This is a genomic window from Pseudogemmobacter faecipullorum, from assembly GCF_020539525.1.
Taxonomy (GTDB): domain Bacteria; phylum Pseudomonadota; class Alphaproteobacteria; order Rhodobacterales; family Rhodobacteraceae; genus Pseudogemmobacter; species Pseudogemmobacter faecipullorum.
In genome coordinates, this window is the sequence record NZ_JACDXX010000016.1 from 47,518 (window position 1) to 67,620 (window position 20,103).

Sequence of the window (20,103 nt, forward strand, 5' to 3'; positions counted from 1 at the left end):
AGCAGGATTTTGAGCAAAGATCAGCTGCAATCCGGGCGAGGTGAGCTCGCCGAGGTCCGGGCCCTGTCGCGCAAGGCGCTGTTCGCGGCCATCCTGTTTTCGGTCTTTGCGAATCTGCTGATGCTCACCTCGCCGCTGTATATGCTGCAGATCTATGACCGGGTGCTGCTCTCCCGTTCCGAGCCAACGCTGATCGCTTTATCGGTGCTGGTCTGCTTTTTGTTTCTGATCATGGGGGTGTTGGATCATGCCCGCGCCCGTATTCTGGCCAGGATCGGGGCGCGTCTACAGGAAAAACTCGATCCGCGCGTGCTCTCGGCCTCTTTTCGCCGGCTGACTTTGTTTCCGGCAGATCGCGAGGCGCGCAGCGCCCAGGCGGATCTGGAAACCCTGGCGCGGTTCTGGGGTTCTCCATTGCTGCAAAGCCTGCTCGATCTGCCCTGGACGCCGGTGTTTATCGGCGCTTTGTTCATCTTTCATCCGCTGATGGGCTGGTTCGCGGTGGCTGCGGCGGTGCTGCTTTTGTTCATGGCCTGGGCCAATCAGCGCAGCACCGAAGAGATCACCCAGGCCGCAACCATGGCCGGCTTTGCCGCCGACCGTCAGGCCGAGAATTTGAAATCGGAATCGGAACTGGTGCGCTCGCTCGGGATGAGCGGCAATGCTTTTGCCCGCTGGTACCGGCTCCGTCGTGAGGCCCAGTCGAGGACGATGGCGCTGAATGATGCGGCCGGGGCGTTTCAGGTCACTTCGAAAACCCTGCGGCTGTTCCTGCAATCGGCGATTCTGGGCCTTGGCGCCTGGCTGGTGCTGCGCAATCAGCTCTCGGCGGGGGCGATGATCGCCGGGTCGATTTTGCTGGGCCGGGGGCTGCAGCCGATCGAGGGTACGATCAGCCAGTGGGCCATGCTGTCGCGCAGCCGCGCCGCGCGCGAGCGGCTGGTGAAGCTGCTGAGCGATGCTCCGGCCGAAGCAGAGCGCACCCGGCTGCCCCGCCCCGCCGCGCGGATTGAGGCCAGCGGCATGAGTGTGATGCCGCCCGGAGACAACCGTCCGGTGCTGCGCGGCGTCAGCTTCCGGGTAGAGCCAGGCCATGCGGTGGGGGTGATCGGGGCCTCGGGCTCGGGCAAAAGCTCGCTGGCGCGGGCGATCTGTGGCGTCTGGCCCCCGGCTGTGGGCCAGATCAGGCTCGATGGGGCGACGCTCGATCAGTATGATCCGGATCTGCTGGGCAGCTATATCGGCTATCTGCCGCAGCGGGTGACTTTGTTCGATGGTACGATTGCCGAGAATATCGCCCGGCTGGATGCGGCGGCGGATCCGGCCGGGGTGGTGAAGGCGGCGCAGCAGGCGGCGGTGCATGATCTGATCCTGCGGCTGCCCAGGGGCTATGACACCCAGGTCGCGACCATGGGCGGACAACTTTCGGGCGGGCAGATCCAGCGCATTGGCCTGGCGCGGGCCTTTTATGGCAATCCGGTGATCCTCGTGCTGGATGAGCCGAATTCCAATCTCGACAATGACGGTTCGCAGGCGCTGAACCAGGCGATACGGCTGGCCAAAGCGGCGGGCTGTTCGGTGTTCATCATGGCGCATCGTCCGGCGGCCATCCAGGAATGCGAGCTGCTGCTGGTGATGAAAGACGGCATGGTCCAGCATTTTGGCCCCCGCGATCAGGTGCTGCGCGAGGCGGTCAGAAATGCCGGTGATATCCTGCGCCCGGGGCCGGTTGCGGTGGCCTCTGAGCCTGTCAGCCCGCCTGAACAGGCCGCGCGGGAGGGGGGCGTTGCATGAGCCGTTCCCATGACCCCGGGCCGAAACCATGGTCGATGCGGCAACCGCTGGCGCTGGGCTTTGGCGCGCTGGCGGTGCTGGTGCTGGGCTTTGGCCTCTGGGGCTCGGTCAGCACCCTCTCGGGCGCGGTGGTGGCCCCGGGTCAGATCGAGGTCGAGCAGAACCGCCAGGTGGTGCAGCATCCCGATGGCGGCGTGGTGGCCGCTATCGAGGTGATCGAGGGCGGCCGGGTTGCGGCCGGGGATGTGCTGATCCGCCTCGATGGCGGGCTGCTGAAGACCGAGCTGGCGATTGTCGAGGGGCGGCTGAGCGAGGCGATTGCCCAGCGGGCGCGGCTGGTGGCGGAACGCGACCGGCTCGCCGCGCCGGTCTTCCCGGAGGCTTTGCTGCAGGAGGCGGCACTGCGCGCCGAAGTGGCTGAGCAGATCGAGGGCCAGACCAGCCTGTTTATCGCCCGTACCGAGGCGGCAGATCAGGAAAAGGCGCAGCTGCAGCGTCAGGTCGGCCAGATCCGCGCCCGGATCAGCGGCTTTGACGCGCAGCAAGAGGCGGTTGAGGTGCAGCTGAGCCTGATCCGCCAGGAGCTGACCAGCCAGCAAAGCCTGCTGGACCGGGGGTTAACCCAGGTCGGCTCGGTTCTGGCTTTGCAGCGCGAGGAAGCGCGGCTGATGGGCCAGGCCGGTGATCTGATCTCGAGCCGGGCCCAGGCCGAGGAGCGGATCACCGAAATTGAGCTGGCGATCGGCAATATTGATGTGGTGCAGCGCGAGGAAGCCACCGACCGGCTGCGCGAAAGCGCGCCGCTGGAGCTGGAGCTGGCCGAACGACGCAGCAGCCTGCGCGAGCGCATCGACCGGCTCGATATCCGTGCCCCGGTTTCGGGCATCGTGCTGGGGCTGACGGTGACCACGCCCCGGGCGGTGCTGCGTGCAGCTGATCCGGTGCTCTATATCGTGCCCCAGGACCGGCCACTGGTGATCGCGGCCCGGATTTCCCCGATTGATGTCGATCAGGTCTGGGTTGGTCAGGAGACCGAGCTGGTGTTTTCGGCCTTCTCCGCCCGCTCGACGCCGCAGCTCAAGGGCAGGGTCAGCCTGGTCTCGGCGGATGCTTTCAATGATCAGAATGCGCAGGTCAGCTTCTACCGCGCCGAGATCGTGCTCGAGCCGGGCGAGATTGACCGGCTCGAGGGGCTGGTGCTGATGCCGGGCATGCCGGTTGAGGCCTTTATCCGCACCGAAAGCCGCACGCCGCTGGCCTGGCTGCTGAAGCCCTTTACCGATTACTTCAACCGCGCCATGCGCGAGACCTGACCTCCGGCCCGCAAGCCCCGGCATCCATGGTTGAGATTCGGTCTGCCCCGGCCCTAAGATCGCGGTTGCAGCTGCTGCCTTTGTCTGGCCGCAGCCGAGAGAACCGGAGCCGCCCCCATGAGCCGCAGACCCCTCGGTGCCAATGAGCCGCGCAATCCTGGCATGGCGCTGGAAGAGGCCTGGTTTACCGGCAGGGCCATCAACCGCCCGGCGGCCGAACGCCGCGCCGCCCGGCTGACCTCGGGCCGCTCGGTCAAAAAAGAGCATCAGGCCGCCTGGCTGCTCAATGCTCTGCGCTGTATCGATCTGACGACGCTTGCCGGCGATGATACCGGCGCCAGGGTGAAACGGCTCTGCGCCAGGGCGCGTCAGCCACTTGATCCGGTGATCGTGACCGCGCTGGGCCTTGAGGAGGCGCAGATCAGGGTGGGGGCGGTCTGCGTCTACCCGACCATGGTGCGCCATGCCGTGGCGGCATTGCAGGGCAGCGGTATTCCGGTCGCCTCGGTCGCCACCGGCTTTCCCGCCGGTCTGATGCCTTTGCCGCTGCGGCTCGAGGAGATCCGCTATGCGGTGGGCGAGGGGGCGGAGGAGATAGATATCGTCATCACCCGCGAACATGTGCTGACCGGCAACTGGCAGGCGCTCTATGACGAGGTGGCGGCGATGCGCGCGGCCTGCGGCGCGGCGCAGCTGAAAGCCATTCTCGCCACGGGTGATCTGCAGACGCTCGGCAATGTCTATGCCGCCTCAATGGTGGCGATGCAGGCGGGGGCCGATTTCATCAAGACCTCGACCGGGAAAGAGGCGGTGAATGCGACTTTGCCGGTCGGGCTGACCATGGTCCGGGCCCTGCGCGATTACCATGATCTGACCGGGCACCGGATCGGCTTTAAACCGGCGGGCGGGATGAAATCGGCAAAAGACGCGCTGAACTGGCAGTTTCTTCTGCGCGAGGAACTGGGTCTGGCCTGGCTTGATCCTGGTTTGTTCCGGCTCGGGGCCTCATCCATGCTGGGCGATATCGAGCGTCAGCTGATGCATCATGTGACCGGGGCCTATGCTTCGGCCGAAAAACTGGCTTTGGCCTGAGCCCCAGGGGAAAACCATGAACAAAGTCATCGCGGCGCTTGAGAGCATGGATTACGGGCCGTCACTCGAGGATCCAGGCCCGGCGCTCGCCTGGCTGCAGGCCAGTGAGGCGCGGTTCGGCCATTTCATCAATGGCAGGTTCACCCCTCCGCGAGAGACCTTCGCTGTGCTAAACCCCGCCACCGGAGCGGAGCTGGCACAGGTGAGCCAGGGCAGCGCGGCAGATGTGGATGCGGCCGTCAGGGCGGCGCAGAGCGCGCAGCCGAAATGGGCAGCTCTGTCGGGCCATGAGCGGGCCAAACACCTCTATGCCCTGACGCGGCATCTGCAGCAGCATGCCCGCCTGCTTGCGGTGCTCGAGGTGCTCGACAGCGGCAAGCCGGTGCGTGAGGCGCGCGATATTGATCTGCCGCTGGTGATCCGGCATTTCTGCCATCATGCCGGACAGGCAGAGATCCTGGAGGATGAGTTTCCGGGACATCTGCCCTATGGGGTCTGCGGTCAGATCATCCCCTGGAACTTCCCGCTGCTGATGCTGGCCTGGAAGGTCGCGCCGGCTCTGGCGGCGGGAAATACCCTGGTGCTGAAACCGGCTGAATATACGCCGCTCACCGCGCTGGCCTTTGCCGAAATCGCGCGCGAGGCCGGGCTGCCGAAGGGGGTGGTCAATATCGTTACCGGCGATGGGGTGACCGGGGCGGCGCTGGTGGCGCATCCCGGGGTGAGCAGACTGGCCTTTACCGGCTCGACCGGGGTCGGGCGCCAGATCCGGCGCGACAGCGCAGGCACGGGCAAGGGGCTGAGCCTGGAGCTGGGCGGGAAATCCCCCTTCCTCGTCTTTGCCGATGCCGATCTGGATGCGGCGGTTGAGGGGGTGGTGGAGAGCATCTGGCAGAACCAGGGCCAGGTCTGTTGTGCCGGATCGCGGATCCTGGTCGCCGAAGCCGTGGCCGGGCGGTTCACCAGCCTCTTGAAACGGCGCATGGCGCGGCTGATTACCGGCAATCCGCTGGATAAGAACACCGATATTGGCGCGATCATCGACCCGAAGCAGCGCGCGAGGATCGCAGATCTGGTGGCGCTGGGCGTGGCGGAGGGGGCAGAGCTATTTCAGGGCGCGGCTCCCCCGGGATGCTTCTACCCGCCAACCCTTGCGCTGGGCGTTGAGCCTGCCTCGACCCTGGCGCGCGAGGAGGTATTTGGTCCGGTGGTCACGCTGACCGCTTTCCGCACGCCCGAAGATGCCATCGCTCTGGCCAATAACAGCCGCTATGGCCTTGCCGCCTCGGTCTGGTCGGAGAATGTCACCCTCGCTATGGATATTGCGGCGCGGCTGAAGGCGGGGGTGGTCTGGATCAATGCCGCCAATCTGCTCGATGCCGCAGCGCCCTTCGGCGGGATCCGCGAAAGCGGCTTTGGCCGTGAGGGCGGGCGCGATGGCATGGCGGAATATCTGCGCCTGCCGCCGGCGCGGGCCTCGCGCGCTGAGGCTGACCTGCCGCCCCCTGTAACCCGCCCGGGCGAGGCCATGGCCGGGCCGGGGATAGACCGGACGCTGAAACTTTATATCGGCGGCAAACAGGTCCGGCCCGACAGCGGCTATTCCTACCGCACCGGCGGCGGTAAAATCGCGCCTGGCCTTGCGCCTTTGGGGGGCCGCAAAGACATCCGCAATGCGGTTGAGGCAGCGCGGGCGGCAAAGGGCTGGACGGCCACCAGCGCCCATAACCGCGCCCAGGTGCTGTATTATCTCGGGGAAAACCTCTCGGCCCGGGCGGCGGAATTCGGCGCCAGGCTGCAAAGTCTGGGCCAGAAGCCTGCGGCGGCCGGGGCCGAGCTGGCCACCGCGATCCGGCGGATTTTCTGGTATGCCGCCCAGGCCGATAAATATGACGGCAGGGTCCAGGCCTGCAAAGCCGCGCATCTGACCCTGACCATAGCCGAAGCCTGTGGTACCATGGGTCTGGTCTGCCCGGAGGCCTTCCCGCTGCTGGGTCCGGTTTCGCTGCTGCTGCCCGCCATTGCCATGGGCAACCGGGTGGTGCTGATCCCCTCGCAGAGCCAGCCACAGCTGGCGCTGGAACTGATCCAGGTGCTGGAAACCTCGGATCTGCCGGGCGGGGTGGTGAATATCGTCTCAGGCCCGCGCGATGAGCTGGCCCGGACACTGGCCGCGCATGAGGATCTTGATGCGCTCTGGTATTTTGGCAGCAGCGCCGGGGCCAGGGCGGTGGAAGAGGCTTCGGCCGGCAATCTGAAGCCGGTCTGGTCCGAGCCGGGCGGGGCCCGCAGCTGGGCGACCGGCGCGGGGCAGGGCCGGGAGTTTCTGGCCAGGGCCACGCAACTGAAGACCATCTGGCTGCCCTATGGGGCCTGAGCGCGCCGCGGGCACCACAGGGCGCCCGATCTGCCCGCTGCCCACCCCGCCTGGTGCCCGGCCCCGCCTGGAGCATTGCGCCCGTCTTGCCCCCGTCACGGGGCCTCGCTAGGCTCCGCCTCACCCGGGCTGTCAGAGCCTGATCCGAAATCTGTGAGGAAGACCATGACCATCGAAGCCCGCCTCAGCGCCCTTGGCGTCACTTTGCCCGCAGCTCCGGCCCCGGTGGCCAATTATGTCGGCTATGTCGTGACCGGCAATCTGGTGCATATCTCGGGCCAGATCAGCGCCGATGAGAACGGCCCGATCAAGGGCAAACTTGGCGCCGATGTCCCGGTCGAGGCCGGGGCTGCCGCTGCGCGTCGCTGCGCCATCTCGCTGCTGTCGCAGGTCAAAGCTGCCTGCGGGGGCGATCTGGAAAAGATCGTCCGCCTCGTCAAACTGACCGGCTTCGTCAATTCGACCCCGGATTTCACCGATCAGCCCAAAGTTATCAACGGCGCCTCGGACTTCATGGTTGAGGTGCTGGGCGATAAGGGCCGTCATGCCCGCGCGGCGGTCTCGGCCAATTCGCTGCCGCTGGGCGTGGCGGTTGAGATCGACGCGATCTTTGAGATTGCCTGAGCTATGACCTCTGTCCCCCTGCCGCCCGCATTTCTGGCCTTGCCGGTCGCGCATCGCGCTTTGCATGACCGGGCGGCGGGGGTGATCGAAAACTCACCCACGGCGATCCGCAAGGCGATTGCCGCGGGCTATGCGATTGAGATCGATATCCAGCTTTCCGCCGATGGCGAGGCCATGGTCTTCCATGATGAGGAGCTGGACCGGCTGACCGGTGAGAAGGGCTGGGTCAAAGACCGCAGCGCTGCAGAGCTGGGCCAGATCCTGCTGAAAGACAGCAGCGATCCGATCCTGACCCTGACACAGGTGCTGAAGATCGTGGCGGGCCAGGTGCCCTTGCTGATTGAGATCAAGGATCAGACCCTGACCATGTCTGAGACCGATGGCCGGCTCGAGGCCGCCTGCGCCCGCGCGCTGAAAGGCTATCGGGGCGATGTGGCGCTGATGTCGTTCAACCCGCATTCGGTCGCGCATATGGCGCGGCTTTGCCCTGACCTGCCGCGCGGCCTCACCACTTCGGCCTATGATCCGGGCGAATGGGCGCCGCTTGATCCGGAAACCTGTGACCGCCTGCGCGAGATCCCGGATTACGCGCCGACCTTCTCGTCTTTCATCAGCCATGAAGCCAGTGATCTGGCCCGCCCGCGTGTGGCGGAGCTGAAGGCCGGGGGCGCGGCAATCCTGTGCTGGACCATCCGCTCGGCAGCCGGGGAGGCGCGCGCGCGCGCTGTCGCCGATAATGTCACCTTTGAATCCTATCCGGCGGCGCTGCCCGCCCCGGGCTGATCCAGATGTTCTGTGGCGCGGCGCGGCGGATTGATATCTGCAGCCTGCGCTGTTTCGGGGGTGATCCATGACGGAGCTCAGTCTTGCTGAAAGCTTCAGCCAGATCCCTGCTGACGCCTGGGATGCTTTGTCCCCCTCAGGCGCAGCCGGCCGGCCGGTCGACCCTTTTACCACGCATCGCTTTCTCATGGCGCTGGAAAGCTCGGGCTCGGTCGGCCAGCGCAGCGGCTGGGGCGCGCATCCGCTGCTCTTGCATGACAGGGGCAGGCTGGTAGCGGCCTTGCCGCTCTGGGCCAAGAGCCATAGCCAGGGCGAATATGTTTTCGATCATGGCTGGGCCGAGGCCTATGCCCGGGCCGGGGGCAGCTATTACCCCAAGCTTCAGGTCGCAGTGCCCTTTACCCCGGTGACCGGTCCGCGTTTTCTCGGGGCGCCCGAATACCGCATGGCGCTGGCTTCGGCGGCGATCAGCCTCGCGCGGTCAAACCGGCTGTCTTCGCTGCATATCACCTTCTGCACCGCCGCCGAGGCGCAGAGCCTGCAGGGCCATGACGGGCTGCTGTTGCGCCAGGGCCAGCAGTTTCACTGGCTGAACCGCGGCTATGGCTGCTTTGACGATTTTCTTGCCGAACTCTCGTCACGCAAGCGCAAGATGATCCGCAAGGAACGCGAAGGCGCCCGGGCCCTGGGGCTGCGGATTGAAAGCCTGAGCGGCGATCAGATCCGGCCCGAACACTGGCAGGCCTTCTGGGCGTTCTACCAGGATACGGGATCGCGCAAATGGGGCCGTCCCTATCTGACGCGCGAGGCCTTTGATGCTTTCGGTCAGACCATGGGCGATGACATCCTGCTCGTGCTGGCGTTTGACGGCGAGACCCCGGTGGCGGGGGCGCTGAATTTCATCGGCGCCGATACGCTTTTCGGCCGATACTGGGGGGCGACCGGGGATTACCCGTTCCTGCATTTCGAACTCTGCTATTATCAGGCCATCGACTATGCCATTGCCCGGGGTCTTTCCCGGGTCGAGGCCGGGGCGCAGGGAGAGCATAAACTCGCGCGGGGCTATCTGCCGGTGCCGACTTTTTCGCTGCACTGGATCCATGACCCGGGCTTTCGGCAGGCGGTCTGTGATTTTCTGCAGGCCGAGCTGCGGGCGGTGGATGACGAGATTGAGATCCTGACCAGATATGGCCCGTTCCGTCGCAGCGGCCAGGGCGAACAGCAGTGAAAGGGCAGAATATGGCTGATCTTCTGACGAAAGCGGCGCGGCAGTCGCGGCTGCCTGGCCTCGCCGAAAGCGGCTGGCAGGCGGTCGAGGGCCAGGATGCGATCCGCAAAATATGGAAATTTAAGAGCTTTTCTCAGGCCTGGGCTTTCATGAGCCGGGTGGCGCTGGCGGCGGAAAAGGCCGATCACCATCCGGAATGGTCAAATCGCTATAATATCGTCGATCTGAGCCTGACCACGCATTCGGCAAAGGGGCTGACGGCGCTGGATCTCGATCTTGCCGAAAAGATCGACCGTTTCGCGCCCGGGGCCGAGGTGATCACCGATCATGGCGCGCCGCTGCTCTGCCTGTGTGAAGAGCGCGCGCAGAAGAGCTGATTTCCGGCGCCGGAAAACCCCTGCCGGGAATGCGGGGGGCAGAGCCTGCCCCCCCCGGCCTGGTCTCAGATCGCTTCGAGCAGAGCTTCGCCGCCCGAAACCGAGCAGACCCCGGGCGAGTCTTCGATCTGCAGTACTTTTACCACCCCATCCTCGGCCAGCAGCGCATAGCGCTTCGAGCGGCCAAACAGGCCTGCGGCGGCGGCGTCGAAGCTCAGCCCCATGGCTTTGGTGAAGCTGCCATCGGCATCGCCGAGGAAAGTCAGACCGGCTTTATCGGCGCCGGTGGCTTTGGCCCAAGCCCCCATGACGAAGGGGTCATTGACCGAAACGCAGAAAATATCCTCGACGCCTTTGGCTTTGAACGCCTCAGCCGTGCGCATGAAGCTCGGCACATGGGCGGTGGTGCAGGTGCCGGTATAGGCACCCGGCAGGGCAAAGATCACCACTTTGCGGCCTTTGGTGACCGCGCTCATTTCCACCGCTTCCGGGCCTTCAGCGCCCAGTTTCAGCAGCCGGGCTTCCGGCAGTTTTGATCCGACACTGATTTCCGACATATTCCGGTCTCCTCGCGCGTTGCGCCTGTTGCCCGGCAAGTTATAGGGTCGCGCGAGGATGCTTTTCCAGAGGGAGTTCTCGATGCGGGTGGTGATCATAGGGGCCGGTCAGGCCGGGGCGGCTCTGGCGGCGAAACTCCGCGCATCCGGGCATGAGGGCGAGATCCTCATGATCGGTGAGGAGGTCGCGCCGCCCTATCAGCGTCCGCCGCTGTCCAAGGCCTATCTGCTGGGCGAGATGGAGGAGGCCCGGCTCTGGCTGCGCGCCCCAGATTTCTGGCAGATGCAGAATATTGAGCTGCGCCTCGGGGCAAAGGTCACGGCGATCGACCGGATCGCAAAGCAGATCAGCCTCGGGGATGAGGTGATTTCTTACGATCAGCTGGCGCTGACCACCGGCTCGGCCCCGCGCCGCCTGCCCGCCGCGATCGGCGGCGATCTGGCGGGTGTCTATACCGTGCGCAGCCTCGCTGATGTCGATCAGATGCGGGCCGAATTCAGCCCGGGCCGTCGGGTGGTGGTGATCGGGGGCGGCTATATCGGACTGGAAGCGGCAGCGGTCGCGCGCCGGCTGGGGCTGGAGGTGACCCTGGTCGAGGCAGCACCGCGCATCCTGCAGCGCGTGGCGGCGGCTCAGACCTCGGATTTCATCCGCGATCTGCATCAGCGCCAGGGCGTCACCATTCTGGAAAATATCGGCATTGAGCGCATTCTGGGCGAGAGCCGGGCGCGCGGTGTCCGCCTCAGCGACGGGCGCGAGATTGCCGCTGATTTCGTGATCACCGGCGTTGGCATCACCCCGGGGGCGGAGCTGGCGGAACAAGCGGGCCTGGTGATCGAGAATGGCATTGCCACCAATGAGCTGGGCCAGACCTCGGATCCTTCGGTCTGGGCGGCGGGTGACTGCGCCTCTTTCCCCTGGAAAGGCGGGCGGATCCGGCTGGAATCGGTCGGCAATGCCATTGATCAGGCCGAATGCCTGGCCGAAAATATGCTGGGCGCGGGCAAGGCCTATCAGGCAAAGCCCTGGTTCTGGTCGGATCAGTACGATCTGAAACTGCAGATCACCGGGCTGAACACGGGCTATGATGCTGTGGTAACGCGCCCCGGCGAGGGCACGCCCTCGTTCTGGTATTACCAGGGCGATCAGCTGCTCGCGGTGGATGCGATGGGCGATGCCCGGGCCTATATGGTCGGCAAGCGGCTGATTGATGCCGGGAAATCGCCGTCGAAACAGGCGGTTGAAACCGCCACTGATCTGAAGGAGCTGCTGCGCTAGGCGCGGCAGCAAGGGAAAGCATATGCGGATTATCGGGGGCGCAAGGCGCGGGCTGCAACTGGCGGATGTGGGCGCGGGCGATCAGGCGGCGCATCTGCGCCCGACCTCAGACCGGGTGCGCGAGACGATTTTTAACCTGCTGCTGAACGGCGGATATGGCAATCCGGTGCAGGGCGCACGGGTGCTCGATCTGTTTGCCGGCACCGGCGCGCTCGGGCTGGAGGCGCTGTCGCGCGGCGCTTCACGGGCGGCTTTCGTCGATGACGGCGCCATCTCCCGCGCGATTTTGCGCAAGAACATCGAAAAGATGCAGGCCATGGGCGTCACTGATGTCTGGCGGCGCGATGCGACGAAGCTTGGCCCCAATCGCGGGCCTGGTTTTAATCTGATCTTCCTCGACCCACCCTATGGAAAATCCCTGGGCGAGGCGGCGCTTGCCTCGGCGGTGGAGGGCGGCTGGCTGGCGCCGGAGGCGCTGGTGGTCTGGGAGGAGGGCAATGCCCCCCTGCCCCCCGGAGGCTTTGAGCTTCTCGATCAGCGCCGCTATGGCGAGAGCTGGATCACGCTGCTGCGCCTGGAAAGCCGGGCCTGATCGTTACCGCTGACACACACTTCCGCTTCCCTCCTGTGCAGCCGCTGGTCCTTTGGGGTTCAAAGGGCTAGCAGGGGCGCGACTGACCGGAAGGACTTTGTGATGACGCCTCTCCATGCTGTGCTGTTTGACTGTGACGGTGTGATCGTCGACAGTGAGATCGCCAGTTTTCAGCTGTTTATCGAGGATCTGGCCGCGCATGGCTTCCCGCTGACGCTGGAAGAATTTGAGCGCGATTATATTGGCGGCACGGTCGAGGGCGTGGGCGATAAGGTCCGCGCGCGCGGCGGCAATCTGCCCGCTGACTGGGCGGAGAATTTCTACGTTAAACTCTATGACATGCTGCGCCAGGGCGTGCCGCTGATCGCGGGGGTTGAGGGGGTGTTTGACCGTCTTGACCAGGCGGGCATTCCCTATGCGGTCGGCTCGAACGGCTCGCTGGAAAAGATGGATATCACCCTTGGCGCGCGGGGGCTGTTGCCGCGTTTCCGGGCGGTCCTGTCGGGCCAGGCCATCGGCAAACCCAAACCCGCGCCGGATCTTTATCTCGCCTGCGCCGCGGCCTGCGGGGCTGCGCCGGAGCATTGTGTGGTGATCGAGGACAGCGCAGCCGGGGCAAAAGCGGCGCTTGCCGCCGGGATGCGCTGCTTTGGCTATGCGGAACATGGCCCGGACACGCCGACGGCCCGGGCGGTTGCCGCGCTTGGCGTGCCGCTGTTTTCCCGGATGGAGGATCTGCCAGGGCTTCTGGGCCTCTGAGGTTTTGCGCCGGGATATATATACCCGGGAGGGGTCAGGGGGCTTCGCCCCCGGCCTGCAGCGCCGCCAGAACATCCGGGCTGGCATAGCCATCGGCTCTCAGGCCGCGTGCTTTCTGCCAGGCCTTCACCGCGGCCACGGTCTTCGGCCCGATCCGCCCATCGGCCCCGCCTGAATCGAAGCCGGCCCCGGTCAGCCGGCTTTGCAGCTCTTTGCGCTCCTCCAGGCTCAGTGCCTGCCAGTGGCGCGGCCAGGCGGCCCGGATCGGCGCGCCCCCGGCGATACGGTCGGCGAGATGGCCGATGGCGATCACATAGGCATCGGCGGGGTTATAGCTCTCAATCGCGCGGAAATTCGGCCAGATCGCAAAGGCGGCCCCGCCTGCCCCGGCCGGGACCAGGATCGAGATCCTGTCGCCCTCAGGCAGGCTGCCTCCGGCCATCGGGGTGATCCCAAGCGCGCGCCAGGCCTCAGCCGGTTTTATCACCTGTTCCGAGGTCAGATCATAGTCAAACCCCTCGGGCAGGCGGATCTCCATCCCCCAGGGCTGACCCTTCACCCAGCCATGCTGCGCGAGGTAATGCGCCGCTGAGGCCAGGGCATCGGCCGGATCATCCGACCAGAGATTGCGCCGCCCGTCGCCATCAAAATCAATGGCATAATCCGCCCAGGATCCGGGCATGAACTGGGTATGGCCCATGGCTCCGGCCCAGCTTCCGCGCATTTTTTCACGCGCGATCTCGCCCGCCTCAAGGATCTTCAGCGCCTGGATCAGCTGCCCGGCGAAAAACCCCTCGCGCCGCCCGTCATAGGTCAGGGTGGCCAGGGCCGAGATGGTATCGGTATCGCCGCGCCAGCTGCCGTATGAGGTTTCAAGCCCCCAGACCGCCAGCACGATCTCTTGCGGTACGCCATAGCGCGCCTCGATCTGCGCCAGAAGATCCGCGTGCTTTTTCAGGGCTTTCTGTCCCGAAGACACGCGCTCTTCCGAGACGGCGATATCGAGATAATCCCAGATCGTGCGGGTAAACTCATTCTGATTGCGGTCGCGTCGCACCACATCGGGCAGGAACAGGGCCTGGCGCATCTCGCGATCCCAGGTGGCGGCTTTCACCCCCGCTTCCAACGCGCGGGGACGAAAATCCTGGCTCCAGGCCTGAAAGCCCGCTTCATCTGCCATCATTCTGCCCTCGGCCAAGGTCTCACTTTCCAGGGTCTGTGCGGCGGCAGGCACCACGAAAGCCAGGCTGAGGGCAAGGGCCAGGGATCTCACTTGCGGCGTCTCACCACTTTGCGGCGGGCGCTGTCGGCGGCTTTGGCCTTGCCCGCCATGCGCCGTGGCGCCTTGCCACCGCCCTTAGCCTTGCCGCGCGCAAACCGGCCCGAGGGCAGTTTCTGCTCATCCAGCTCCAGCAGCTCAAGGATCAGCCCGCCGGTGACGGCGGTGGCCTCGGCCAGACGCACGGTCACGCGCTGGCCAATACCGATGGTCAGCCCGGTATCCGATCCCATCAGGGTCTGGCTGTCCGGGTCGAAATGGAAGAATTCGCGCCCCACTTCGCGGATCGGCACCAGGCCATCGGCCCCGGTTTCATCCAGCTTCACAAACAGGCCAAAGCGCTGCACGCCCGAGATGCGGCCGGTAAACTCGGCCCCGACCCGGTCAGAAAGATAGGCCGCGAGATAGCGGTCAATCGTGTCGCGCTCGGCTGCCATCGAGCGGCGCTCGGCATCCGAGATCAGCTTGCCGGTCTCGGCGATATTTTCGATGTCGAAATCCGAGAGCCCGTCTTTGCCAAGGCCAAGGCCCCGGATCAGCGCGCGATGCACGATCAGATCGGAATAGCGCCGGATCGGCGAGGTGAAATGCGCATAATCCTTCAGCGCCAGCCCGAAATGCCCGAAGTTTTCCGGGTTGTAATAGGCCTGGGTCATCGAGCGCAGGGTCGAGATATTGATCAGCTCATCAAATTCAGAGCCCTCGGCCTGTTTCAGCAGCTGATTGAGATGCGCGGTTTTCAGCACCTGGCCCTTGGCCAGGGTAAAGCCGGAACTGATTGCAACCTCGCGCAGGGCCTCAAGCTTATCGGGCGAGGGTTCCTCATGGACCCGGTAGAGCAGCGGCTGTTTCAGCCTATGCAGCTCTTCTGCCGCGGCCACATTGGCCATGACCATGCATTCTTCGATCAGCTTATGGGCGTCGAAGCGGGTCTTGAAATCGACCGAGAGCACCTTGCCTTCCTCTGAAAGCACGATCTGACGCTCGGGCAGATCCAGATCCAGCGGCTGACGAATGGCGCGGCCGCGTTTCAGGGCACCGTAGCATTGATAGAGCAGCTGCAGCTGCGGCAGCAGCGCTTCGGTCGCGGCATCCGGCGCACCCTCAACCGCGCGTTGCACCTGGCCATATTCGAGGCTGGCCTTTGAGCGCATCACGCCACGGGTAAAACGGTGCGAGATTTTCTGCCCCGAGGAATTTACCCGCATCCGGACTGCCATACAGGGGCGGTCGACATGTTCATGCAGCGAGCAGAGATCGCCCGACAAAACATCGGGCAGCATCGGCACCACGCGGTCGGGGAAATAGGTGGAATTGCCGCGCCGCCGCGCCTCACGGTCCAGCGCCGAGCCGGGGGTGACGTAATTCGCCACATCGGCAATGGCCACCCAGAGCACGAAACCCTCGGGATTGCCCGGCTCATCATCGGTCATGGCCAGCACCGCATCATCGCGGTCGCGGGCATCGGCGGGGTCAATCGTCATCAGATCAAGCCCGCGCAGATCCTCGCGATGCGCCATGGTGAAGGGCGGGGCCTGATCGGCCTCGGCAATCGCCTTATCGGGGAACTGATCGGGGATACCATGCTGATGGATGGCAATCAGCGAGACCGCGCGCGGCCCGGTCGGATCGCCCAGACGCGCGACGATCTTTGCCTGGGGCAGGCCGATGCGGCGGTTGCCGATGGCCTCACCCTCGACCAGCTCGCCATCTTTCGCGCCCATATCCTCATCCGAACGGACGCGCCATTCCTTGTCCTGGCCCTTGTCGATCGGCACGATCCGCCCGCCTTCCGAGCCTTTGCGGAACACGCCCAGCACCTTCAGCGGGTTCGAGCCGATGCGGCGGATCAGTCGTGCCTCATAGACATATTCGTCGAGATCCACTTTCGAGAGCCGCGCCAGAATGCGGTCGCCCCCGGCCAGTGCCGGATCGCCTTTTTTGGCGATGATCAGAATCGGGCCGGCATCGGGATCGACCCCCTCCTCCATCACCTCGGCGAAAAGATCCCCGGCGGCATCGGGCGGCAGCACTTTCAGCAGCGCAATCGGCGGCAGCTCGCCCTTGGGTACAAAGCGGCGCGCGCGTTTGGACAGATCGCCCTCGCTCTCCATTTCGCGCAGCAGGCGCTTCAGCTCATTGCGGGCATCGCCCTTCATACCAAAGGCCTTGGCGATGTCGCGTTTGGACGACAGCCCGGGATTGTCTGAGATCCACTGACGGATCTGCTCTTTTGAGGGGACCTGGTTCATGCTTTCCCCTAGCATGTTGCAGGGCCGCCGGAAAGCGGGGCAAAATCGCGGCGCCTTGACAGTGGCGGGCTTCACCCGCTTATGCGGGGCCTGGTGATGGAGATTGGCAGATGGCCCCGAGAAAACCCCAGGATCTGACCCCGGAACAGCTGTTCCTGCAGCCGCTGGCCCAGCTGGCCCTGCAGGATCCGGAGATCGAGGGCCTGGTGTTCTGGGGCGAGGCTGCGGGCTGGCCCGAAGATCCGGCCGAGGCGCTGGAAAGCGAAGAGATTGCCTTCTGGGCCGAGGGGCTGCTGCCTGAGGGCTTCAGCATCGAATGGCGTATTCTCGCCGCCGAGGATGGCAAAACTCCTGGCCACATCCGTCTCTATGCCTGGGAAGCGGGGGCCGCCCCGCCGGCGGAAACCGCAGGTCCGGTGCTTGCTGCCGCCCGCTGGCCGGTTACTGCCTGAACGGCAGGGGCTCAGGCTCTCAGGCGGGAACGGGCGGGGCTGGCATCAGCGAGGCCTCGCGCCGACGAAAACATACCAGGTCATTCCGGCTTCGGTGGCCACGGCGAGACCCATTTCGGTGATCGCGGGGTTCAGCAGATTTGCCAGATGACCATCGGAATTTTCCCAAAGACCGGCAACCGTCGCCGCGGCAGGCGCCCGGCTGCTGCGCGCTACATTCTCGGTCGCGGCAGATAATCTGTAGCCGGTCTTTTTCAGGCGGCTCTTCAGCGTTGATCCCCCTGAACCTTTATGGCCCAGGAAATCATTTTCGGACATATCGCAGACATGAGCACCTGCCGCCCGGGTCAGGGCCGCATCCATGCGCAGCGGCTGCAGCCCGTGCTTCGCCCGCAGTCCATTCAGCCATCCTGCAAACTCCTGCGCAATCGCGCCGTCGGGCCTGGTGCAGGACAAAGCGGCGGATGTCATTGCCAGCGCCAGTCCGGCAGAGATGGCTACAAGCTTTACCGAATGCATGATGTCGCCTTTGTTGAGGCCGGATCGGGCGCCACTGCGGGCCCGGCCCGGGTGTACAGGCGGGCAGGGGCGGTGCAGTCAGTGACGGGGAAGCGGCATGATGAAAGATAACACCCGGGAGCGGGGCTGCCGGGTGTTAAAATTATATCATGATTGTGATGCGAAAAGCTGTCAGTTCAGATCAGTTTTCGTCTTCTTCGTCATTTTTGCCACCGGCGGGCAGGCTGAAGAAGCTGTCTGCATCAGAGAAGTCTTTCTCTTCGGCTTCTTCCTCGCCCTGGGTGTTGTCGGCGCCAAAGACCTCAAGGCCGGTCAGCGCGGTTTCAACCCGGGCCACCGGCTCCATGCCAAGGCTCTGCTCGGTCGAGACCAGCTTGCGGCGTTCGTCATCGGTCATGATCACGCCATCGGCGGCGCGTTTGCGCACCGCCTGCTGCACGGCGGCGTCAAGCTCGGACTGGCGGCACAGGCCAAGCGCAACCGGATCGACCGGCACCATGCCCTGAATGTTCCAGTGCGTGCGCTCGCGGATCGACTGGATGGTCGGCTTGGTGGTGCCGACCAGCTTGCCGATCGCGCCATCCGACAGTTCCGGGTGGAACTTGACCAGCCACAGGATCGCATTCGGGCGGTCCTGGCGCTTGGAGAGCGGGGTGTAGCGCGGACCACGGCGCTTTTCCTCGCCAACCGCCGAAGCATTGAACTTAAGTTTCAGCTTGTAGAGCGGGTCTTTGATCGCGCGGTCAATCTCGGCCTGGTCCAGCTGGTTGTTTGCGATCGGGTCAAACCCCTTCACGCCGCCGCCGACATCGCCATCGGCAATGCCCTGAACCTCAAGCTCATGCATGCCGCAAAAATCGGCGATCTGCTTAAAAGTAAGGGTGGTATTGTCCACGAGCCAGACAGCGGTCGCGCGGGCCATGATCGGTTTGGTCATAGGACTTCCTTTCAGCATCTGCCCCCCGGATGGTGCCGGACCGGGCTGGCCTTTACAAATCTCTCCCGGGCCGGGAAAACGGCTGCGAGCCTCAGCTCGCTTTCTCCGATGTCGGGGAATCCACGCTGGTATAGTGCGAAAACAGGGAGAGGGAAAGTGAAATCGCTGCGATCTGCGCTGGTGCTGCTTGCGTTTTTCCTGATGTCCGGAGCCAGCCGCCCGGCGCTGGCCGAGGGCGAGCGGGCCGGTGAGTTTGACTATTATGTGATGGCGCTGTCCTGGTCTTCGGCCTGGTGTGCCACCGATGGCAAGGGCCGGGGCGAGCCGCAATGTGACCGGGGCCGCGGGCTGACTTTCGTGCTGCATGGCCTCTGGCCGCAGAATGAAAAGGGCTGGCCGAGCTATTGCCGGACTGTCGAGCGCGATCCGAACCGCTCTGACAGCGCGGCAATGGCCGATATTATGGGCAGTTCCGGCTCGGCCTTCTATCAGTGGAAAAAGCATGGCCGCTGCTCGGGCCTGTCAGCGCGGGCCTATTATGCCAAAGCGCGCGAGGCCTTTGACAGCGTGGTGATCCCGCCGGTTTTTGCCCGGATGTCAAAGACGCTGCAGGTTCCGGCCGAGGTGATCGAGAGTGCTTTTCTTGAGAGCAATCCGGGGCTGCAGCGCGATCAGGTGACAGTGGTCTGTCAGGGCCGGCAGATCCGTGAGGTGCGGATCTGCCTGACCCGGGATCTGCAGCCGCGCCGTTGCGGCGCCGAGGTGATCCGCGACTGCCGGTTGCAGGATGCAACGCTGGAGGCTGTGCGCTGATCCGCTGGCGCTGAACCGGGGGCTGAACAGGGGGCCGGACTGGGGGGGGCTGCTCAGGCCCCTTCGACCTTCAGCACGATCTTGCCAATATGGCCGGAGGATTCGATCCGCTCATGGGCGCGGGCGGCGTCGCGCAGGCTGAACTCGCTGTCGAGCACCACTTTCAGCGCGCCGCGGGCAATCATCGGCCAGACCTCGCGCTCCACCTCGCTGGCGATGCGCTTTTTGATCAGGTCGCTTTGGGGCCGCAGGGTCGAGCCGGTCAGGGTCAGCCGGCGCATCATCACTTCGGCAAAATTCACCTCAGCCTTTGCGCCTTGCAGGAAGGCGATCTGCACAATACGGCCGTCATTGGCCAGGGCTTTGATATTGCGGGGGATATAGCTTCCTCCCACCATGTCGAGGATCAGATCTGCTCCGCCAACCCGGCGCATCCCGGCGACAAAATCGCTGGATTTATAGTTGAAGGCCTCTTCGGCACCGAGATCGAGGCAGGCCTGCACTTTTTCATCGCTGCCCGCCGTGGCGAAGACCCTGGCCCCGAGCGCCCGGGCGATCTGGATCGCCGTGGTGCCGATGCCGGAGGTGCCACCATGGACAAGGAAGACCTCTCCCGCCTTCAGCCCGCCGCGCATGACGATATTTGACCAGACGGTGAAGCAGGTCTCGGGCAGGCAGGCGGCCAGTTTCAGGGACAGTCCTGCCGGAACCGGCAGAGCATGGCCCTCGGCGCAAAGCGCATATTCGGCATAGCCACCACCGGGCAGCAAAGCGCAGACCTTATCGCCTGGCTGCCAGCGGGTCACCCCCGGGCCGATCTGAACCACAGTGCCCGAGCATTCGAGGCCGGGCAGCGGCGAGGCATCGGGCGGCGGCGCATAGGCCCCGGCGCGCTGCATGGCATCGGGGCGGTTCACCCCGGCATAGGCAATGCGGATCACAATCTGCCCATGTCCGGGCATCGGCACCGGCACCGAGACCGGCTGCAGCATATCCGGGCCACCAGGGGCGGTGATCTCAATGGCCAGCATCGTATCAGACAGGGACATTCTCAAAGGCTCCGGCAGCGGCTTAAC

The 20,103-nt window shown here is 64.8% G+C and carries 19 protein-coding genes; 13 read left to right on the plus strand and 6 right to left on the minus strand.

Features of this window, described 5'->3' with window-relative positions; all coding sequences use genetic code 11:
* The first annotated feature begins 9 nt into the window (after nucleotides 1–9).
* From H0485_RS15750 to H0485_RS15785, 8 genes are all read left to right on the plus strand, one after another.
* On the plus strand, nucleotides 10–1,794 hold the full coding sequence (locus tag H0485_RS15750; protein ID WP_435531513.1) for a type I secretion system permease/ATPase: 1,785 nt from the start codon (nucleotides 10–12) through the stop codon (nucleotides 1,792–1,794).
* Nucleotides 1,791–3,107: an HlyD family type I secretion periplasmic adaptor subunit gene (locus H0485_RS15755; RefSeq protein WP_226936908.1), complete on the plus strand. Its 1,317-nt coding sequence runs from the start codon at nucleotides 1,791–1,793 to the stop codon at nucleotides 3,105–3,107. The genes H0485_RS15750 and H0485_RS15755 overlap by 4 nt, the downstream gene beginning before the upstream one ends.
* 117 nt (nucleotides 3,108–3,224) lie before the next feature.
* Nucleotides 3,225–4,199 (plus strand): deoxyribose-phosphate aldolase, encoded by a 975-nt coding sequence (gene deoC / locus H0485_RS15760; RefSeq protein WP_435531514.1) that lies wholly within the window; start codon nucleotides 3,225–3,227, stop codon nucleotides 4,197–4,199.
* A 16-nt stretch (nucleotides 4,200–4,215) separates the two neighbouring features.
* Entirely contained in the window at nucleotides 4,216–6,576 is a 2,361-nt protein-coding gene (locus H0485_RS15765) for an aldehyde dehydrogenase family protein (protein ID WP_226936909.1), read from the plus strand.
* Nucleotides 6,577–6,741: 165 nt separating this feature from the next.
* A complete protein-coding gene (locus H0485_RS15770; RefSeq protein ID WP_226936910.1) occupies nucleotides 6,742–7,200 on the plus strand; it encodes a RidA family protein in 459 nt (152 codons plus the stop codon).
* Between the two features lie 3 nt (nucleotides 7,201–7,203).
* Nucleotides 7,204–7,983 carry a glycerophosphodiester phosphodiesterase family protein gene (locus tag H0485_RS15775; RefSeq protein WP_226936911.1) on the plus strand — a complete coding sequence of 260 codons (780 nt, stop codon included), beginning with the start codon at nucleotides 7,204–7,206 and terminating at the stop codon, nucleotides 7,981–7,983.
* A gap of 67 nt (nucleotides 7,984–8,050) precedes the next feature.
* Nucleotides 8,051–9,211, plus strand: coding sequence for a GNAT family N-acetyltransferase (locus H0485_RS15780; protein ID WP_226936912.1), 1,161 nt, complete (start codon nucleotides 8,051–8,053; stop codon nucleotides 9,209–9,211).
* A gap of 11 nt (nucleotides 9,212–9,222) precedes the next feature.
* Nucleotides 9,223–9,588, plus strand: a complete 366-nt coding sequence (locus H0485_RS15785; protein ID WP_354002455.1) for a 4a-hydroxytetrahydrobiopterin dehydratase — start codon at nucleotides 9,223–9,225, stop codon at nucleotides 9,586–9,588.
* Between the two features lie 65 nt (nucleotides 9,589–9,653).
* On the opposite strand, the gene H0485_RS15790 is transcribed toward H0485_RS15785, so the two are convergent.
* Nucleotides 9,654–10,145, minus strand: coding sequence for a peroxiredoxin (locus H0485_RS15790; RefSeq protein ID WP_226936913.1), 492 nt, complete (start codon nucleotides 10,143–10,145; stop codon nucleotides 9,654–9,656).
* An 82-nt stretch (nucleotides 10,146–10,227) separates the two neighbouring features.
* On the opposite strand from H0485_RS15790, the gene H0485_RS15795 reads away from it, so the two are divergent.
* From H0485_RS15795 to H0485_RS15805, 3 genes are all read left to right on the plus strand, one after another.
* Nucleotides 10,228–11,424: an NAD(P)/FAD-dependent oxidoreductase gene (locus H0485_RS15795; RefSeq protein WP_226936914.1), complete on the plus strand. Its 1,197-nt coding sequence runs from the start codon at nucleotides 10,228–10,230 to the stop codon at nucleotides 11,422–11,424.
* Between the two features lie 22 nt (nucleotides 11,425–11,446).
* Nucleotides 11,447–12,016, plus strand: a complete 570-nt coding sequence (gene rsmD, locus H0485_RS15800; RefSeq protein WP_226936915.1) for a 16S rRNA (guanine(966)-N(2))-methyltransferase RsmD — start codon at nucleotides 11,447–11,449, stop codon at nucleotides 12,014–12,016.
* 102 nt (nucleotides 12,017–12,118) lie between these two features.
* Complete coding sequence (locus H0485_RS15805; protein ID WP_226936916.1) at nucleotides 12,119–12,775, plus strand: HAD family hydrolase; 657 nt, start codon at nucleotides 12,119–12,121, stop codon at nucleotides 12,773–12,775.
* Between the two features lie 34 nt (nucleotides 12,776–12,809).
* On the opposite strand, the gene H0485_RS15810 is transcribed toward H0485_RS15805, so the two are convergent.
* The gene (locus H0485_RS15810; RefSeq protein WP_226936917.1) at nucleotides 12,810–14,048 is read right to left on the minus strand and encodes a lytic murein transglycosylase; all 1,239 of its coding nucleotides are present in this window, start codon (nucleotides 14,046–14,048) and stop codon (nucleotides 12,810–12,812) included.
* The gene (gene rnr / locus H0485_RS15815; RefSeq protein ID WP_226936918.1) at nucleotides 14,045–16,306 is read right to left on the minus strand and encodes a ribonuclease R; all 2,262 of its coding nucleotides are present in this window, start codon (nucleotides 16,304–16,306) and stop codon (nucleotides 14,045–14,047) included. Before rnr ends, H0485_RS15810 begins: the two co-directional genes overlap by 4 nt.
* Nucleotides 16,307–16,416: 110 nt before the next feature.
* Here rnr and H0485_RS15820 point away from each other — a divergent pair, with 110 nt between their 5' ends.
* The gene (locus tag H0485_RS15820; RefSeq protein ID WP_226936919.1) at nucleotides 16,417–16,758 is read left to right on the plus strand and encodes a hypothetical protein; all 342 of its coding nucleotides are present in this window, start codon (nucleotides 16,417–16,419) and stop codon (nucleotides 16,756–16,758) included.
* 45 nt (nucleotides 16,759–16,803) lie between these two features.
* Here H0485_RS15820 and H0485_RS15825 read toward each other — a convergent pair whose 3' ends face one another.
* Both H0485_RS15825 and H0485_RS15830 read right to left on the minus strand, forming a co-directional pair.
* Entirely contained in the window at nucleotides 16,804–17,277 is a 474-nt protein-coding gene (locus H0485_RS15825; protein ID WP_226936920.1) for a CAP domain-containing protein, read from the minus strand.
* A 181-nt stretch (nucleotides 17,278–17,458) separates the two neighbouring features.
* The gene (locus tag H0485_RS15830; RefSeq protein WP_226936921.1) at nucleotides 17,459–18,214 is read right to left on the minus strand and encodes a DUF1013 domain-containing protein; all 756 of its coding nucleotides are present in this window, start codon (nucleotides 18,212–18,214) and stop codon (nucleotides 17,459–17,461) included.
* Nucleotides 18,215–18,415: 201 nt separating this feature from the next.
* Here H0485_RS15830 and H0485_RS15835 point away from each other — a divergent pair, with 201 nt between their 5' ends.
* Nucleotides 18,416–19,027, plus strand: coding sequence for a ribonuclease T2 family protein (locus tag H0485_RS15835; RefSeq protein WP_226936953.1), 612 nt, complete (start codon nucleotides 18,416–18,418; stop codon nucleotides 19,025–19,027).
* A gap of 53 nt (nucleotides 19,028–19,080) precedes the next feature.
* Here H0485_RS15835 and H0485_RS15840 read toward each other — a convergent pair whose 3' ends face one another.
* The gene (locus H0485_RS15840; protein ID WP_226936922.1) at nucleotides 19,081–20,076 is read right to left on the minus strand and encodes an NAD(P)H-quinone oxidoreductase; all 996 of its coding nucleotides are present in this window, start codon (nucleotides 20,074–20,076) and stop codon (nucleotides 19,081–19,083) included.
* Nucleotides 20,077–20,103 lie beyond the last annotated feature (27 nt).

What these genes read in the sequence shown, in the direction of transcription:
- H0485_RS15825 (WP_226936920.1), bottom strand. Translation starts at nt 17,277, where the DNA reads ATGCATTCGGTAAAGCTTGTAGCCATCTCTGCCGGACTGGCGCTGGCA.
- H0485_RS15765 (WP_226936909.1), top strand. Translation starts at nt 4,216, where the DNA reads ATGAACAAAGTCATCGCGGCGCTTGAGAGCATGGATTACGGGCCGTCA.
- H0485_RS15805 (WP_226936916.1), top strand. Translation starts at nt 12,119, where the DNA reads ATGACGCCTCTCCATGCTGTGCTGTTTGACTGTGACGGTGTGATCGTC.
- rsmD (WP_226936915.1), top strand. Translation starts at nt 11,447, where the DNA reads ATGCGGATTATCGGGGGCGCAAGGCGCGGGCTGCAACTGGCGGATGTG.
- H0485_RS15770 (WP_226936910.1), top strand. Translation starts at nt 6,742, where the DNA reads ATGACCATCGAAGCCCGCCTCAGCGCCCTTGGCGTCACTTTGCCCGCA.
- H0485_RS15790 (WP_226936913.1), bottom strand. Translation starts at nt 10,145, where the DNA reads ATGTCGGAAATCAGTGTCGGATCAAAACTGCCGGAAGCCCGGCTGCTG.
- H0485_RS15835 (WP_226936953.1), top strand. Translation starts at nt 18,416, where the DNA reads ATGTCCGGAGCCAGCCGCCCGGCGCTGGCCGAGGGCGAGCGGGCCGGT.
- H0485_RS15830 (WP_226936921.1), bottom strand. Translation starts at nt 18,214, where the DNA reads ATGACCAAACCGATCATGGCCCGCGCGACCGCTGTCTGGCTCGTGGAC.
- H0485_RS15840 (WP_226936922.1), bottom strand. Translation starts at nt 20,076, where the DNA reads ATGTCCCTGTCTGATACGATGCTGGCCATTGAGATCACCGCCCCTGGT.
- H0485_RS15775 (WP_226936911.1), top strand. Translation starts at nt 7,204, where the DNA reads ATGACCTCTGTCCCCCTGCCGCCCGCATTTCTGGCCTTGCCGGTCGCG.
- H0485_RS15795 (WP_226936914.1), top strand. Translation starts at nt 10,228, where the DNA reads ATGCGGGTGGTGATCATAGGGGCCGGTCAGGCCGGGGCGGCTCTGGCG.
- H0485_RS15755 (WP_226936908.1), top strand. Translation starts at nt 1,791, where the DNA reads ATGAGCCGTTCCCATGACCCCGGGCCGAAACCATGGTCGATGCGGCAA.
- deoC (WP_435531514.1), top strand. Translation starts at nt 3,225, where the DNA reads ATGAGCCGCAGACCCCTCGGTGCCAATGAGCCGCGCAATCCTGGCATG.
- H0485_RS15785 (WP_354002455.1), top strand. Translation starts at nt 9,223, where the DNA reads ATGGCTGATCTTCTGACGAAAGCGGCGCGGCAGTCGCGGCTGCCTGGC.
- H0485_RS15780 (WP_226936912.1), top strand. Translation starts at nt 8,051, where the DNA reads ATGACGGAGCTCAGTCTTGCTGAAAGCTTCAGCCAGATCCCTGCTGAC.
- rnr (WP_226936918.1), bottom strand. Translation starts at nt 16,306, where the DNA reads ATGAACCAGGTCCCCTCAAAAGAGCAGATCCGTCAGTGGATCTCAGAC.
- H0485_RS15820 (WP_226936919.1), top strand. Translation starts at nt 16,417, where the DNA reads ATGGCCCCGAGAAAACCCCAGGATCTGACCCCGGAACAGCTGTTCCTG.